The organism is Salmonella sp. K21076 (assembly GCF_039650795.1).
Lineage (GTDB): Bacteria > Pseudomonadota > Gammaproteobacteria > Enterobacterales > Enterobacteriaceae > Salmonella > Salmonella enterica.
Genome location: NZ_JBCLYA010000051.1, coordinates 474,871 through 488,966, shown reverse-complemented (window position 1 = coordinate 488,966; position 14,096 = coordinate 474,871). Strand labels below are relative to the sequence as shown.

14 protein-coding genes are annotated in these 14,096 nt (G+C 52.3%); 6 read left to right on the top strand and 8 right to left on the bottom strand.

All coding sequences use genetic code 11. The features are described 5' to 3' along the window. Positions 1-164: 164 nt before the first annotated feature. Genes kdsA through hemA form a run of 6 tightly spaced genes read right to left on the bottom strand, consistent with a single transcriptional unit; the run spans position 165 to position 5,468 of the window. On the bottom strand, positions 165-1,019 hold the full coding sequence (gene kdsA, locus AAYN39_RS23235) for a 3-deoxy-8-phosphooctulonate synthase (protein WP_000811046.1): 855 nt from the start codon (positions 1,017-1,019) through the stop codon (positions 165-167). A 37-nt stretch (positions 1,020-1,056) separates the two neighbouring features. Next, positions 1,057-1,866 (bottom strand): invasion regulator SirB1, encoded by an 810-nt coding sequence (gene sirB1 / locus AAYN39_RS23230; protein ID WP_001257065.1) that lies wholly within the window; start codon positions 1,864-1,866, stop codon positions 1,057-1,059. A 3-nt stretch (positions 1,867-1,869) separates the two neighbouring features. Continuing rightward, the gene (gene sirB2 / locus AAYN39_RS23225) at positions 1,870-2,259 is read right to left on the bottom strand and encodes an invasion regulator SirB2 (RefSeq protein ID WP_000150667.1); all 390 of its coding nucleotides are present in this window, start codon (positions 2,257-2,259) and stop codon (positions 1,870-1,872) included. After that, positions 2,256-3,089, bottom strand: a complete 834-nt coding sequence (prmC, locus tag AAYN39_RS23220; RefSeq protein ID WP_000347320.1) for a peptide chain release factor N(5)-glutamine methyltransferase — start codon at positions 3,087-3,089, stop codon at positions 2,256-2,258. Before prmC ends, sirB2 begins: the two co-directional genes overlap by 4 nt. Next, positions 3,089-4,171 (bottom strand): peptide chain release factor 1, encoded by a 1,083-nt coding sequence (prfA, locus tag AAYN39_RS23215; protein WP_000804703.1) that lies wholly within the window; start codon positions 4,169-4,171, stop codon positions 3,089-3,091. Before prfA ends, prmC begins: the two co-directional genes overlap by 1 nt. A gap of 40 nt (positions 4,172-4,211) precedes the next feature. Further along, positions 4,212-5,468 (bottom strand): glutamyl-tRNA reductase, encoded by a 1,257-nt coding sequence (hemA, locus tag AAYN39_RS23210; RefSeq protein WP_000173208.1) that lies wholly within the window; start codon positions 5,466-5,468, stop codon positions 4,212-4,214. Between the two features lie 313 nt (positions 5,469-5,781). Between hemA and lolB the strand changes: the two genes are divergently transcribed. The 4 genes from lolB to dauA all read left to right on the top strand — a co-directional run bounded on the left by lolB (position 5,782) and on the right by dauA (position 10,276). Continuing rightward, a complete protein-coding gene (gene lolB, locus AAYN39_RS23205; RefSeq protein WP_000174482.1) occupies positions 5,782-6,405 on the top strand; it encodes a lipoprotein insertase outer membrane protein LolB in 624 nt (207 codons plus the stop codon). Beyond that, positions 6,402-7,253 carry a 4-(cytidine 5'-diphospho)-2-C-methyl-D-erythritol kinase gene (gene ispE, locus AAYN39_RS23200; RefSeq protein WP_000988253.1) on the top strand — a complete coding sequence of 284 codons (852 nt, stop codon included), beginning with the start codon at positions 6,402-6,404 and terminating at the stop codon, positions 7,251-7,253. Before lolB ends, ispE begins: the two co-directional genes overlap by 4 nt. A gap of 265 nt (positions 7,254-7,518) precedes the next feature. Then, complete coding sequence (gene prs / locus AAYN39_RS23195; RefSeq protein ID WP_001518537.1) at positions 7,519-8,466, top strand: ribose-phosphate diphosphokinase; 948 nt, start codon at positions 7,519-7,521, stop codon at positions 8,464-8,466. 124 nt (positions 8,467-8,590) lie between these two features. Then, positions 8,591-10,276, top strand: a complete 1,686-nt coding sequence (gene dauA / locus AAYN39_RS23190) for a C4-dicarboxylic acid transporter DauA (RefSeq protein WP_001037188.1) — start codon at positions 8,591-8,593, stop codon at positions 10,274-10,276. A 101-nt stretch (positions 10,277-10,377) separates the two neighbouring features. On the opposite strand, the gene ychH is transcribed toward dauA, so the two are convergent. Continuing rightward, complete coding sequence (gene ychH / locus AAYN39_RS23185; protein WP_000823877.1) at positions 10,378-10,599, bottom strand: stress-induced protein YchH; 222 nt, start codon at positions 10,597-10,599, stop codon at positions 10,378-10,380. Between the two features lie 275 nt (positions 10,600-10,874). On the opposite strand from ychH, the gene pth reads away from it, so the two are divergent. Both pth and ychF read left to right on the top strand, forming a co-directional pair. Then, complete coding sequence (gene pth / locus AAYN39_RS23180; RefSeq protein WP_000985595.1) at positions 10,875-11,459, top strand: aminoacyl-tRNA hydrolase; 585 nt, start codon at positions 10,875-10,877, stop codon at positions 11,457-11,459. Positions 11,460-11,575: 116 nt separating this feature from the next. Next, positions 11,576-12,667, top strand: a complete 1,092-nt coding sequence (ychF, locus tag AAYN39_RS23175) for a redox-regulated ATPase YchF (RefSeq protein WP_000505850.1) — start codon at positions 11,576-11,578, stop codon at positions 12,665-12,667. 158 nt (positions 12,668-12,825) lie between these two features. On the opposite strand, the gene AAYN39_RS23170 is transcribed toward ychF, so the two are convergent. Further along, positions 12,826-14,091 (bottom strand): DUF4427 domain-containing protein, encoded by a 1,266-nt coding sequence (locus AAYN39_RS23170; RefSeq protein ID WP_000794378.1) that lies wholly within the window; start codon positions 14,089-14,091, stop codon positions 12,826-12,828. Between the last annotated feature and the right edge of the window lie 5 nt (positions 14,092-14,096).

Here is a 14,096-nt window from a genome sequence, read left to right as displayed (position 1 = left end):
TTTTGCAGTCGCCAGACCGCAAGATGTTTTAACAAATCAAAAGGGGTTTTAATAACTGGCTTAAAGCTGAAAGCTTTCCGGAACCCCCAGCCTAGCTGGGGGTTTTCCATAGACAAAAAAGCCGGATAGTATCTTATCCGGCCTACACAAGCTAAAAACCGCAATCAGTTCTCGGTATCCAGCTCGTCGAAGCTTTTCACCAAATCATCAATCGCTTTTATCTGGGTCAGGAACTGCTCCAGTTTCGCCAGCGGCAGCGCGGAAGGACCGTCGCACTTCGCGTTAGCCGGGTCCGGATGCGACTCCAGGAACAGGCCCGCCAGACCGACAGCCATACCGGCGCGCGCCAGCTCGGTCACCTGACCACGACGACCGCCCGAGGCAGCGCCAAATGGGTCGCGGCATTGCAGCGCATGGGTAACGTCGAAAATCACCGGCGAGTTGCCGGAGACCTTTTTCATCACGCTAAAGCCCAGCATATCCACCACCAGGTTGTCATAACCGAAGTTCGCGCCGCGATCGCACAGAATCACCTTATCGTTACCGCCCTCATGGAACTTATCCACGATATTGCCCATCTGACCCGGGCTTACAAACTGCGGCTTTTTCACGTTAATCACAGCGCCGGTTTTCGCCATCGCTTCCACCAGGTCGGTCTGGCGCGCCAAAAACGCCGGGAGCTGAATCACGTCAACCACATCAGCCACAGGCTGCGCCTGGCTGGCTTCATGGACGTCAGTGATCACTTTTACGCCAAATGTCTGTTTGAGTTCCTGGAAGATTTTCATCCCTTCTTCCAGACCCGGCCCACGGTAAGAGTGAATAGAGGAACGGTTGGCTTTATCAAAAGAGGCCTTGAACACGTAAGGAATACCCAGCTTCTGGGTAACGGTTACGTAGTGCTCACAAATGCGCATTGCCAGATCGCGTGACTCCAGCACGTTCATACCGCCAAACAGCACAAACGGCAGGTCATTTGCCACCTTAATGTCGCCAATGTTAACCACTTTTTGTTTCATAGGATCGCCTTACACTTATAGGTAAAATGTCGGTTAATTAATGTAGAACAATTTGCTTGTGCGCAATGGTGTTGATCTGCGCACGAATCATTTCGCTGATCGGGTCTTCCGGACACTGTTCAACGAAGTAGCTTAAATCAGTCAGCGCAACGTGTTCACACTCAAGCTGCGCGTAGATCAACCCGCGGTCACGGATTTCGTAAGGATCTTCCGGGTTAAATTGCAACAATGCTTCGCTAACGCGCAGCGCCAGCTCCATTTGCCGTTCCTCCATCAGCGAGGATTTCAGCGTATCCAGTAGCTTACGAATCACTTCGGCGTTATCCGCTTCGTCCAAATCTTCGTTAAACAACTCGGCGACCGGACTAATATTGCCTTTTAACCAGACTTCGAGGGTATGTTCATCAAGCGTTTCACCGTTGAACGGGTTAATCAGCCACATTTCTCCTTCCAGCGATTCAATACGCAAAATCAGCTGCGTTGGGAAGATAACGGGCACCAACGGCAAATCAAGACGGTTTGCTATCCATAATAAAATAGCGCCCAACGATACAGCGCTCCCCTGGCGTTTTTTCAGGACTTTATCGAGCCATAAAGCATCAGAAAGACGGTAGACGCCGCGGGAATCCGTGAACCCCCACTCGCCGTAAAAAAGTGCCAGCAATTTTTCCAGTTGCTCATCCTGAGACAGGAGCTGGCTAATTTCTTCCTGCGCCAGACTGACCAGACGTTCCAGTTCGTCGTAGACAAACTGCGTGGGAAAATCCAGGCGAATCATCTCTGATGCCAGGATCATGCCATCACACAGCGGCGCATTGTTAAATTCGAAATCAGCTAACGACCTCATGACTTACCCCAGTAACGGTATTTTTGTGGTGGCGAGTTTAATGATGATGTACAGCACCACCAGCGCCAGCGGGAAAGCGATAAAACGCGCCTGCTGGCTGCGCGCCTGACGATAATCAAGCGCAATAAAACCCAAAACGATGTAGATGATAACGCCAAACAGTTTTTCAGTCAGCCATGAGCCCGACTCCGTGAATGGCAGGATGTGCGTTTTAACGATTAACCCAATACCGCTAAGCAGTAACAGGGTATCTATGACGGGAGGCACGATTCGTGTCCAGCGCGCGGCGGCCAACGCATGGCCGCAATAGCGCCACCAGTAACGAGCGACAAACAAACTGACGGAGAGCGCAACACAAATAAGATGAAGCGTGAGCAACATTGCAATTGTCATGGCGTAAAACGCCCGCAGGCCACGCGTTCATTGCCACCATAATCACGACACGTTTCTACATCCGTGTAACCAGACCGCCTGAAAGCCGCTCTTACCGCTTCGCCCTGCCGCCAACCGTGTTCCAGCAGCAGGAAGCCGCCGGGCGTTAACATCTGGCGGGCATTATCGATAATATGCGTAAGATCCGCCATACCGTTTTCGTCCGCCACCAACGCTGAGCGCGGTTCAAAGCGTACATCGCCTTCGCTAAGGTGCGGGTCCTGCGCGTCAATGTAGGGCGGATTGCTGACAATCATGTCGAACTGCTGCCCCGATAGTGCGCTGAACCAACAACTTTGCAGTATACGCACATTCCGGATAGCCAAATGTTCCGCGTTGCGTATCGCCAGCGCAACCGCATCAGGCATACGATCGACCGCAGTCACCTCGCAATCCGGTCGCTCGCAGGCCAGCGCCAGCGCAATCGCGCCGGTTCCGGTGCCTAAATCCAGAATACGACAGGTTTTGACCGGCAATCGCGCCAACGCCTGTTCAACCAGACATTCGGTATCCGGGCGCGGGATTAGCGTGGCGGGAGAAACGAAGAGCGGCAGCGACCAAAATTCGCGTAAGCCCGTCAGGTACGCAATGGGTTCGCCCTGTTTACGCCGCTGCAGCAGCTCCGCGAGCTGTTGTTGCTGGACATCGGTAAGCGGCGTTTCGCCAAAGGCCATGATATACGTCCGCCTCTTGCCCGTAACGTACTCAAGCAGGATCTCGGCGTCGCGCCGGGGGCTGTCGCTGTCCCGGAGCTGGTTTACCGCCTCATGTAGCCAGTGCTGAAAATCCATTATTCCTGCTCGGACAACGCGGCTAACAGGTCAGCCTGGTGTTCCTGAACAATCGGCTCAATCAGCATATCCAGCTTACCTTCCATCGTTTCATCAAGGCGATATAACGTCAGATTAATACGATGATCGGTCACGCGCCCCTGCGGGAAATTATAGGTCCGGTTACGATCGCTGCGATCGCCGCTGCCAAGCAGGTTGCGGCGCGTTGACGCCTCGGCCTGCTGGCGTTTTGCCGTTTCGGCGGCGTGAATGCGCGCCCCGAGCACCGAGAGCGCTTTCGCTTTGTTTTTATGCTGCGAACGCTCGTCCTGGCATTCCACCACGATGCCGGTCGGCAAGTGGGTAATACGGATAGCGGAGTCGGTGGTGTTAACGTGCTGACCGCCCGCGCCGGAAGAACGAAACGTATCAATGCGCAGATCCGCCGGGTTAATATCCGGCAGCTCGGCTTCCGGCAGCTCCGGCATCACGGCGACGGTACAGGCGGAGGTATGGATACGCCCCTGCGACTCGGTCGCCGGAACACGCTGTACGCGGTGTCCGCCGGACTCAAATTTCAGTCGGCCATACACGCCGTCGCCGCTGATTTTGGCGATGATCTCTTTATAACCGCCATGCTCGCCTTCGCTCATGCTCATGATCTCCACGCGCCAGCGGCGCGCTTCGGCATAACGGCTGTACATGCGGAACAGATCGCCGGCAAACAGCGCGGCTTCGTCGCCGCCAGTGCCGGCGCGAACCTCAAGGAACGCGTTTCGTTCATCGTCCGGATCTTTCGGCAGCAGCAGTACCTGTAACTGTTGCTCCAGTTGTTCGCTTTTTTCTTTCGCTTCGCGCAGTTCTTCCTGCGCCATTTCCCGCATTTCAGGATCGTCGAGCATCATCTGAGCCGTCTCGATATCGTCCTGAACCTGTTGCCAGTCCGTAAAACAGCGAGAAACGTCGCTTAATTGCGCATATTCGCGCGACAATGCGCGAAAGCGGTCCTGGTCGGCGATAATTCCCGCATCGCCCAGCAACGCCTGAACTTCCTCATGGCGTTCGTGCAGGGCTTCCAGTTTGGCAACGATAGAAGGCTTCATAGGCGTAAATTCACCCTGTAAAAAAGTGTGGTGTGTGCTGCTACTCCAGCCCGAGGCTGTCGCGCAGAATATTCAGGCGTTCGTCATCCCCGTCACGGGCAGCCTGTTGAAGTGATTTCGTTGGCGCATGAATCAGGCGGTTGGTCAGTTTCCATGCCAGATCCTGCAAGATGGCTTGCGCATCACCGCCCTGTTGAAGGGCCGACAGCGCTTTGGTAGTCAGTTCGTCACGAATCTGCTCCGACTGACTACGGTATTCCCGAATGGTCTCGCTGGCCCCCTGGGCGCGTAGCCAGGCCATAAACTCGCTGGCTTCCTGCTCAACAATCGTTTCCGCTTCCACCGCCGCAGCCTGACGCTGCGCCAGATTATGCGAAATGATGCTCTGTAAATCATCGACGCTATAAAGATAAGCGTTCGCCAGTTTGCCGACTTCCGGCTCAACGTCGCGCGGTACGGCGATATCCACCAGCAGCATCGGCTGGTTGCGACGGCTTTTTAATGCGCGCTCCACCATGCCTTTACCGATAATCGGCAGCGGGCTGGCGGTCGAACTGATGATAATATCGGCATCCTGCAAGCGGGCGTCGATATCGCTGAGCGAGATAACCTCAGCGCCAACCTCATCCGCCAGGGCTTGCGCGCGCTCGCGGGTTCGGTTGGCGATAATCATCTTTTGTACTTTATGCTCGCGCAGGTGACGCGCCACCAGTTCAATAGTTTCGCCCGCGCCAACTAACAGTACAGTGACCGTCGAGAGCGATTCAAAGATTTGGCGGGCGAGCGTACAGGCGGCAAACGCGACGGAGACGGCGCTGGCGCCGATATCGGTTTCAGTCCGCACTCGCTTGGCGACGGAAAAAGACTTCTGAAACATTCGCTCCAGCGCGCTGGCGTTAAGGTGGCCTTTTTGCGAATCCGCAAACGCTTTTTTCACCTGACCGAGGATTTGCGGTTCGCCCAGCACCAGTGAATCCAGACCGCTGGCGACGCGCATCAGGTGGCTGACGGCGTCATTGTCCTGATGCCAGTACAGACTGTTGCGCAGATCGTCCTCGTTCAGGTTATGGTAATCGCATAACCAGCGGATCAGCGCTTCTTGCAGGTTATCCTGCTCTTCCACGCTCAAATACAGCTCTGTACGGTTACAGGTTGACAGCACGACCCCGCCCTGCACCATTGGCTGCGCAAGCAGGCTGTCCAGCGCCTGATCAAGCGTGTCCGGCGAAAACGTTACGCGTTCTCGCAGCGATACAGGTGCCGTTTTATGGTTAATACCGAGTGCTAAAAGGGTCATGTCTGCGGGAGTAGTACCAGCGTTGATATGGTTAGTCTGCTTGCATCATACAGGATGCGCGTGGTCAATAAAAGAGAGAGCCCCCTTTTGGAGTAATTGGCAGCGCTCGCTAATTTGATGATTTAAGACAACTTGAAAGTAGACGATGTCACCAGGCGGCGCTAGCATTAAAGGCTATAACTGTAACCGATAGCAAAAATTTGCCGAATCGCGGCGCGAACGTTTTTACAGCTTGCCGGTTCAGTTTTCAGGCCTGATAAGCGTAACGCCTTCAGGCAATTATTGCACCGTATCACAAGGATTCGTCATCACTATGACCCTGCCCGATTTTCGCCTGATTCGTCTACTGCCGTTAGCAAGCCTGGTTCTCACCGCCTGTACGCTTCCTGGGCATAAAGGCCCGGGCAAGAGCCCGGATTCCCCTCAGTGGCGCCAGCATCAGCAAGAGGTGCGTCATCTGAATCAATACCAGACGCGCGGCGCCTTTGCTTACATCTCAGATGATCAGAAAGTCTATGCGCGCTTCTTCTGGCAACAGACCGGACAGGATCGCTACCGCCTGCTGCTTACCAACCCGCTGGGCAGCACCGAGCTGGAGCTTAACGCCCAGCCGGGCAACGTCCAGTTGGTGGATAACAAAGGCCAGCGTTATACCGCCGATGACGCCGAAGAGATGATCGGCAAACTCACCGGGATGCCGATTCCGTTAAACAGCCTGCGGCAGTGGATCCTCGGTCTGCCTGGCGATGCCACCGACTACAAACTGGACGACCAGTACCGCCTGAGCGAAGTGAACTACCACCAGGATGGTAAAAACTGGAAAGTGGTTTACGGTGGCTATGACAGCAAAACGCAGCCTGCCATGCCAGCCAATATGGAGCTTTCAGATGGCAGTCAGCGCATTAAGCTGAAAATGGATAACTGGATTGTGAAATGATGACCCATTGGCCTTCTCCGGCAAAATTAAATCTGTTTTTATATATCACCGGACAGCGTGCAGACGGCTACCACACGCTGCAGACGCTGTTTCAGTTTCTGGATTATGGCGACACACTCCACATCGAACCGCGTCACGATGGCGAAATCCATTTATTAACGCCGGTAACCGGCGTTGAAAATGAAGACAATCTGATCGTCCGCGCCGCGCGGCTGTTGATGAAAGTCGCCTCGGAGAGTGGACGCCTGCCCGCCGGAAGCGGCGCGGATATCAGCATTGAGAAGCGCCTTCCCATGGGCGGCGGTCTGGGTGGCGGCTCGTCTAACGCCGCGACCGTTCTGGTGGCGCTCAATCATCTTTGGCAATGCGGGCTTTCCATTGATGAACTGGCGACGCTCGGCCTGACGCTCGGCGCCGACGTCCCGGTCTTTGTTCGTGGCCACGCCGCGTTTGCCGAAGGCGTAGGCGAAATATTAACGCCGGTGAATCCGCCGGAAAAATGGTATCTGGTCGCGCACCCTGGCGTAAGCATTCCGACGCCAGTTATCTTTAAAGATCCTCAATTGCCGCGTAATACGCCAAAAAGGTCAATAGATACGTTACTAAAATGTGAATTCAGCAATGATTGCGAGGTTATCGCAAGAAAACGTTTTCGCGAGGTTGATGCGGCGCTTTCCTGGCTGTTAGAATACGCGCCGTCGCGCCTGACTGGGACAGGGGCCTGTGTCTTTGCTGAATTCGATACAGAGTCTTGTGCTCGCCAGGTGCTTGAGCAAGCCCCGGAATGGCTCAATGCTTTTGTGGCGAAGGGTGTTAACCTTTCCCCATTGCATCGAGAGTTACTCTAACGCATTCGGGTTTCAGGAAGATGGCGAAATGACGAGTCGCCGGTCATATATGCCGTATTTGACCGGTGTGAGGCATTGATACCAGCGCACATGAAACGTGAATGAAGACGAGTAAGCCGGGCAAGCTGAGCTTCGGTGACAACGTCACCTTGTTCCAGACGTTGCATCGCGCTCTTTAATACACCGCCTGGATAGGATTTTGCCTGGCCCGCACAGTTTTCGGCAGATTCTTTCCACCAATGGACGCATGCCTGAGGTTCTTCTCGTGCCTGATATGAAGCTTTTTGCTGGTAACGCCACCCCGGAACTAGCACAACGTATTGCCAACCGCCTGTACACTTCTCTCGGCGACGCCGCCGTAGGTCGCTTTAGCGACGGCGAAGTCAGCGTACAAATCAACGAAAATGTACGCGGTGGTGATATTTTCATCATCCAGTCCACTTGTGCCCCAACCAACGACAACCTGATGGAATTGGTCGTTATGGTTGATGCCCTGCGTCGTGCTTCCGCAGGTCGTATCACCGCCGTTATCCCCTACTTTGGCTATGCACGTCAGGACCGTCGCGTACGTTCCGCCCGTGTGCCGATTACCGCAAAAGTTGTCGCTGACTTCCTGTCCAGCGTCGGCGTTGACCGCGTTCTCACCGTAGATCTGCATGCTGAACAGATCCAGGGCTTCTTTGACGTTCCGGTTGATAACGTGTTCGGTAGCCCAATCCTGCTCGAAGATATGCTGCAACTGAATCTGGATAACCCAATCGTGGTTTCCCCGGATATTGGCGGCGTGGTTCGTGCCCGCGCTATCGCTAAGCTGCTGAACGATACCGATATGGCTATCATTGATAAACGTCGTCCGCGCGCGAACGTTTCTCAGGTGATGCACATCATCGGCGACGTCGCTGGCCGTGACTGCGTGCTGGTTGATGATATGATCGATACCGGCGGTACTCTGTGCAAAGCAGCAGAAGCATTGAAAGAACGTGGCGCTAAACGCGTGTTTGCCTACGCGACGCACCCGATCTTCTCAGGCAATGCGGCAAACAACCTGCGCAACTCCGTTATTGACGAAGTCGTTGTCTGTGACACCATTCCGCTGACCGACGAAATCAAAGCGCTGCCGAACGTGCGTACTTTGACCCTGTCAGGTATGCTGGCCGAAGCGATTCGCCGTATCAGCAACGAAGAATCGATTTCCGCCATGTTCGAGCATTGATCGAACCCGGATCTGAAACCCGCTGCGGCGGGTTTTTTTGTCTGTAACACCCTTTTATATGACTTATGCCTCCTTCACCTGCCATTTAGTTGACAGATGATGCGCTCATGGATGAAACATTATTGTGAACAAATTATTTTCCTCACATGTGATGCCTTTCCGCGCTCTCATCGATGCTTGCTGGAAAGAAAAATATACCGCCTCCCGGTTCACCCGTGATGTGATAGCCGGGATCACCGTCGGGATTATTGCTATCCCGCTGGCGATGGCGCTGGCAATTGGCAGTGGCGTTGCGCCGCAGTATGGCCTCTATACCTCCGCTGTCGCCGGGATCGTGATCGCGCTAACCGGCGGCTCGCGCTTTAGCGTTTCCGGCCCTACCGCCGCGTTTGTGGTGATTTTGTATCCGGTGTCGCAACAGTTTGGTCTGGCGGGCCTACTGGTCGCCACGCTGATGTCGGGCTTCTTCCTGATCCTTTTCGGCCTGGCGAGACTGGGGCGATTGATTGAATATATCCCGGTGTCGGTCACGTTGGGTTTTACCTCAGGGATTGGTATTACCATCGGTACCATGCAGATTAAAGATTTTCTTGGTCTGCAGATGGCCCATGTGCCAGAGCACTATTTGCAGAAAGTCGGCGCGCTGTTTATGGCGTTGCCCACCGTCAATATTGGCGATGCCGCCATTGGCGTGGTAACGCTGGGAACGCTGATTTTCTGGCCGCGTCTCGGTATTCGTCTGCCGGGACACCTTCCCGCGCTGCTGGCCGGTTGCGCCGTAATGGGGATTGTTAATCTGCTGGGCGGCAATGTGGCGACTATCGGCTCACAGTTCCATTACGTTCTGGCTGACGGCACTCAGGGCAACGGCATCCCGCAGCTCCTGCCGCAACTGATGCTGCCGTGGAGCCTTCCTGGCTCCGATTTTACGCTAAGCTGGGATTCACTGCGCGCGCTGCTGCCAGCGGCTTTCTCGATGGCAATGCTGGGGGCAATCGAATCATTGCTCTGCGCCGTCGTGCTGGACGGCATGACCGGCACCAAACATAAAGCTAACAGCGAACTTATCGGCCAGGGGCTGGGGAATATGGTCGCGCCGTTCTTTGGCGGCATCACCGCCACCGCCGCGATTGCCCGCTCTGCCGCCAACGTCCGCGCTGGCGCGACCTCTCCCGTCTCGGCGGTAATTCACGCTATTCTGGTCATTCTGGCGCTACTGGTCTTAGCCCCGCTACTCTCCTGGCTGCCGCTTTCCGCGATGGCGGCGCTACTGCTGATGGTGGCATGGAATATGAGTGAAGCCCATAAAGTGGTGGATCTGTTACGCCATGCGCCGAAAGATGACATTATCGTTATGCTGCTGTGCATGTCATTAACGGTTCTGTTTGATATGGTCATCGCCATCAGCGTGGGGATTGTCCTTGCTTCCCTGCTGTTTATGCGCCGTATTGCGCGAATGACTCGACTTGCGCCGGTCAATGTCGATGTGCCTGAAGATGTGCTGGTGCTGCGTGTTATCGGTCCGCTCTTTTTCGCCGCGGCGGAAGGGCTGTTTACCGACCTTGAGTCACGTATTAAGGGCAAACGTATCGTCGTTCTGAAATGGGACGCAGTACCAGTGCTGGATGCAGGCGGGCTTGATGCTTTTCAGCGTTTTGTGAAGCGTCTGCCGGAGGGTTGCGAATTGCGTATCAGTAACCTGGAGTTCCAACCGCTGCGCACAATGGCGCGTGCCGGTATCAAACCCATTCCTGGACGTCTGACCTTCTTCCCGAACAGGACGGAGGCGTTAGCGGATTTACTCAGTTAATGGACAATGCCCGGTGGCGATAACGCTTACCGGGCCTGAACCGGTTAGCTATGACGACGATTGTCGCTACGGCGGCAACGTTTGTCATAGTGACGTACCCACTAATATTTGTCGCTCACCTGCTCATGCCCCCCTACACGAGCCCCCGCCAGCCAAAGAACTGCACCGACAAAAATGCTCAGTATTGCGCCATGCGCAAAAAATTGCGGCAAATTAAACTGCGGCAGTTGGTTTAAAATAGAGTAACCCACGCCGACAACCATCACGACCAGCCCCAACCCCATCAGCACGTTACCGAATAACGAAGCGTTTTTGCGTTTCATATGTCACCTCCGGAACTTTTGGGTTGTTTTTAGGAAATCCCCCTAAACTTTATGTGTAAAGTATAGACAACACTTCCATTTGTAAGTGCGGGTGCGATCACAAATGTAAAGTTTCATTTAACAAAACTTTACAAATAACACTCTGAACAGTTTACATTTTTAATAATCAATGCTGGCAATTATTTAATTTACTTCAGAGTGTCGCTGTGTTTTGTCAAGCGGGCAGACAGACAGTAAACTACGCGCCAGTCATGGATCTACTCAGGACAAAAAACGTGGCAATTAAATTGATTGTTGGTCTGGCGAATCCCGGCGCGGAATATGCCGCGACGCGACACAATGCAGGCGCATGGTACGTCGATTTACTGGCGGAGCGCCTGCGCGCGCCGTTGCGTGAAGAGCCTAAATTCTTTGGCTATACCTCACGCATCACGCTGGAAGGGGAAGATGTTCGCCTGCTGGTACCCACCACGTTCATGAACCTCAGTGGTAAAGCAGTTGGCGCAATGGCCAGTTTTTACCGTATTCAGCCGGACGAAATTCTGGTCGCTCACGACGAGCTGGATCTCCCGCCGGGCGTCGCGAAATTTAAACTTGGCGGCGGCCACGGCGGCCACAATGGTCTGAAAGACATCATCAGCAAGCTGGGCAATAATCCCAACTTTCACCGCTTACGCGTTGGAATTGGTCATCCAGGCGATAAAAATAAAGTTGTTGGTTTCGTGCTGGGTAAACCCCCTGTTTCTGAACAAAAATTAATTGATGAGGCCATTGACGAAGCGGCGCGCTGTACGGAATTGTGGTTCAAAGAGGGTCTGGCCAAAGCAACAAGCCGTTTGCATACCTTTAAGGCGCAATAACCAGTGATGTGCGGCATTTTTGCCGCACGCCGTGTATAATAGGCGAAGTTATTTCCATTTCTGCAATCTGTTTTCTATAACAGGTTGATTATTAAGATATTAAGGTGAGTTAAATCATGGGATTCAAATGCGGTATCGTCGGTCTGCCCAACGTCGGGAAATCCACCCTGTTCAACGCGCTGACAAAAGCCGGTATTGAAGCGGCAAACTTTCCGTTCTGCACTATCGAACCGAATACCGGTGTCGTGCCGATGCCCGATCCGCGTCTGGACCAGTTGGCTGAGATTGTTAAACCGCAACGCATTCTACCAACCACGATGGAGTTCGTGGATATCGCCGGTCTGGTAAAAGGCGCATCCAAAGGCGAAGGGTTGGGTAACCAGTTCCTGACCAATATCCGTGAAACCGAAGCTATCGGTCACGTGGTTCGCTGCTTTGAGAACGACAATATCATCCACGTGGCGGGTAAAGTAAATCCGGCAGAAGATATTGATGTTATCAATACCGAGCTGGCGCTGGCTGACCTCGATACCTGCGAGCGCGCGATCCATCGCGTACAGAAGAAAGCCAAAGGCGGCGATAAAGACGCCAAAGCGGAACTGGCCGCGCTGGAAAAATGCCTGCCGCACCTGGCCGAAGCGGGGATGCTGCGTTCGCTGGACCTGACGGACGAAGATAAAGCGGCTATCCGTTATTTAAGCTTCCTGACGCTGAAGCCGACAATGTATATCGCTAACGTCAATGAAGACGGTTTTGAAAATAACCCGTATCTGGACCAGGTTCGCGAAATCGCCGCGAAAGAAGGTTCGGTCGTGGTTCCGGTGTGTGCCGCCGTCGAAGCTGATATTGCTGAGCTGGATGATGACGAGCGTGACGAATTTATGGCTGAACTGGGTCTGGAAGAACCGGGGCTGAACCGCGTTATTCGCGCTGGTTATCGCCTGCTGAACCTCCAGACCTACTTCACCGCCGGGGTGAAAGAAGTTCGCGCATGGACCATTCCGGTTGGCGCAACCGCGCCGCAAGCAGCAGGTAAAATCCATACCGACTTCGAAAAAGGCTTTATCCGCGCTCAAACTATCGCCTTTGACGACTTTATTACCTATAAAGGTGAACAAGGCGCGAAAGAAGCCGGTAAGATGCGAGCGGAAGGCAAAGATTATATCGTTAAAGATGGCGATATAATGAACTTCCTGTTCAACGTCTAAGTAAAAATTGTTGTCTTATGAGGTTTTGCTGAATCTCATAAGAGGCAAAGAAACTCATAAAATCCACGCAGCCGCGTGGATTTTTTATTTCATAATATCTCAACTCATACTGACAGGCTCAATTAACGCAGAGCTAACAGGGTAAGTTTTTTTCTTAATTACCAGTCGACATTCACTGTATGATTATAAAAAGGATGCTGATCCTTTAGCGGCGTCTCATAACTTGGGATCGCATCATAATCATCTTTTCCCCGAACGGAATACCTTCCCGCTTCGATATCAAAACGATGTTTGAGCCATCCCGCAACATGACTTGCGAAAGCCTCTTTTCTTCTTAATGGCCAATCAACAGAAGCCAAATTAACATCTAATAAGTACCGCCCTTCTTTATTAACCTTGATCATTCCAGCCTGCAGTAACGCCCGTACCACCTGGGATTGGTTATCATGAATCCAGACCCAGGCATTTCCAAATTCCATTGCATAATTATCATTTAAAAAATCTTTTTTTGAATATAATTCACTTACATAATCATTGATAGAGTCAGCATAATTTTTTACTTTAGATGCAGATAAATCAAAAAAAGATTCAAATTCGAAAGTATTGTCATTAATATAGGATAGTAACGCACCCGGTTCCGAGAGCTGGGTCCATGATTGTAAACTCTCTACAGCTATAATGAATTTGAAAGTATTTCTTCCAATGACACCCCGGTCAATTAAAGTTAAAATATCGTGAGCTACGGTAGGGATATCTTCTGCAAACGGGACGATTATTCCCGCACCACTTATTTCGCTTGATCTAAAATCAAACCCTGGGGTACTTTCAATGTTTTCCGGAATACCATACTCTTTAATATGATTAAGGAATTTTTTAATATCGCCACGATATGGCCATCGCCATTCGCGTTCATGTGTCCAGTCAATCTTACCTGGAACATAAGTAACATATCTATATTGTTCAATCAGAGGAAGAGCCGTTTCATCAAGAATACGTTCCCCATATCTGCCTTGCGAGCATCGAGCATTGTTATGCTGATCCAACCCATATATGACTGGCCTTGCCCCATAATTAAACATTTGCTCTTTAGGTAAAACGATTGCATATAAACCAATATTTTCATTTCGTTCTAATCGGCGAACACCAGTTTCTAAATAAGCTGCAATCGGCATATCTGTAAAGCATACCACCGGGGAGTCACCATATACGGTTCGTTGTCCATTTCGGTATGACCAGGACGAGAAAATTTTATGACTGCGTAAAGATAATCTAAGTAAATATTTAGCATCAATGGAACATGCATGGTGCTGATTATTAAAACCACAGTGTTCAGGTAAATAAATATGGCTACCGGTCTCTAAATCAACGTCCCGAAAAAAATGAATCAAATAATCGGATAAGTCAAATCTGATGTTATTTTTCATGGGAC

Excerpts from the sequence above, each read along its gene's own strand:
- hemA (WP_000173208.1), bottom strand. The coding sequence starts at position 5,468 with ATGACCCTTTTAGCACTCGGTATTAACCATAAAACGGCACCTGTATCG.
- ispE (WP_000988253.1), top strand. The coding sequence starts at position 6,402 with ATGATGACCCATTGGCCTTCTCCGGCAAAATTAAATCTGTTTTTATAT.
- ychF (WP_000505850.1), top strand. The coding sequence starts at position 11,576 with ATGGGATTCAAATGCGGTATCGTCGGTCTGCCCAACGTCGGGAAATCC.
- sirB1 (WP_001257065.1), bottom strand. The coding sequence starts at position 1,866 with ATGAGGTCGTTAGCTGATTTCGAATTTAACAATGCGCCGCTGTGTGAT.
- sirB2 (WP_000150667.1), bottom strand. The coding sequence starts at position 2,259 with ATGACAATTGCAATGTTGCTCACGCTTCATCTTATTTGTGTTGCGCTC.
- kdsA (WP_000811046.1), bottom strand. The coding sequence starts at position 1,019 with ATGAAACAAAAAGTGGTTAACATTGGCGACATTAAGGTGGCAAATGAC.
- lolB (WP_000174482.1), top strand. The coding sequence starts at position 5,782 with ATGACCCTGCCCGATTTTCGCCTGATTCGTCTACTGCCGTTAGCAAGC.
- ychH (WP_000823877.1), bottom strand. The coding sequence starts at position 10,599 with ATGAAACGCAAAAACGCTTCGTTATTCGGTAACGTGCTGATGGGGTTG.
- prfA (WP_000804703.1), bottom strand. The coding sequence starts at position 4,171 with ATGAAGCCTTCTATCGTTGCCAAACTGGAAGCCCTGCACGAACGCCAT.
- AAYN39_RS23170 (WP_000794378.1), bottom strand. The coding sequence starts at position 14,091 with ATGAAAAATAACATCAGATTTGACTTATCCGATTATTTGATTCATTTT.
- prmC (WP_000347320.1), bottom strand. The coding sequence starts at position 3,089 with ATGGATTTTCAGCACTGGCTACATGAGGCGGTAAACCAGCTCCGGGAC.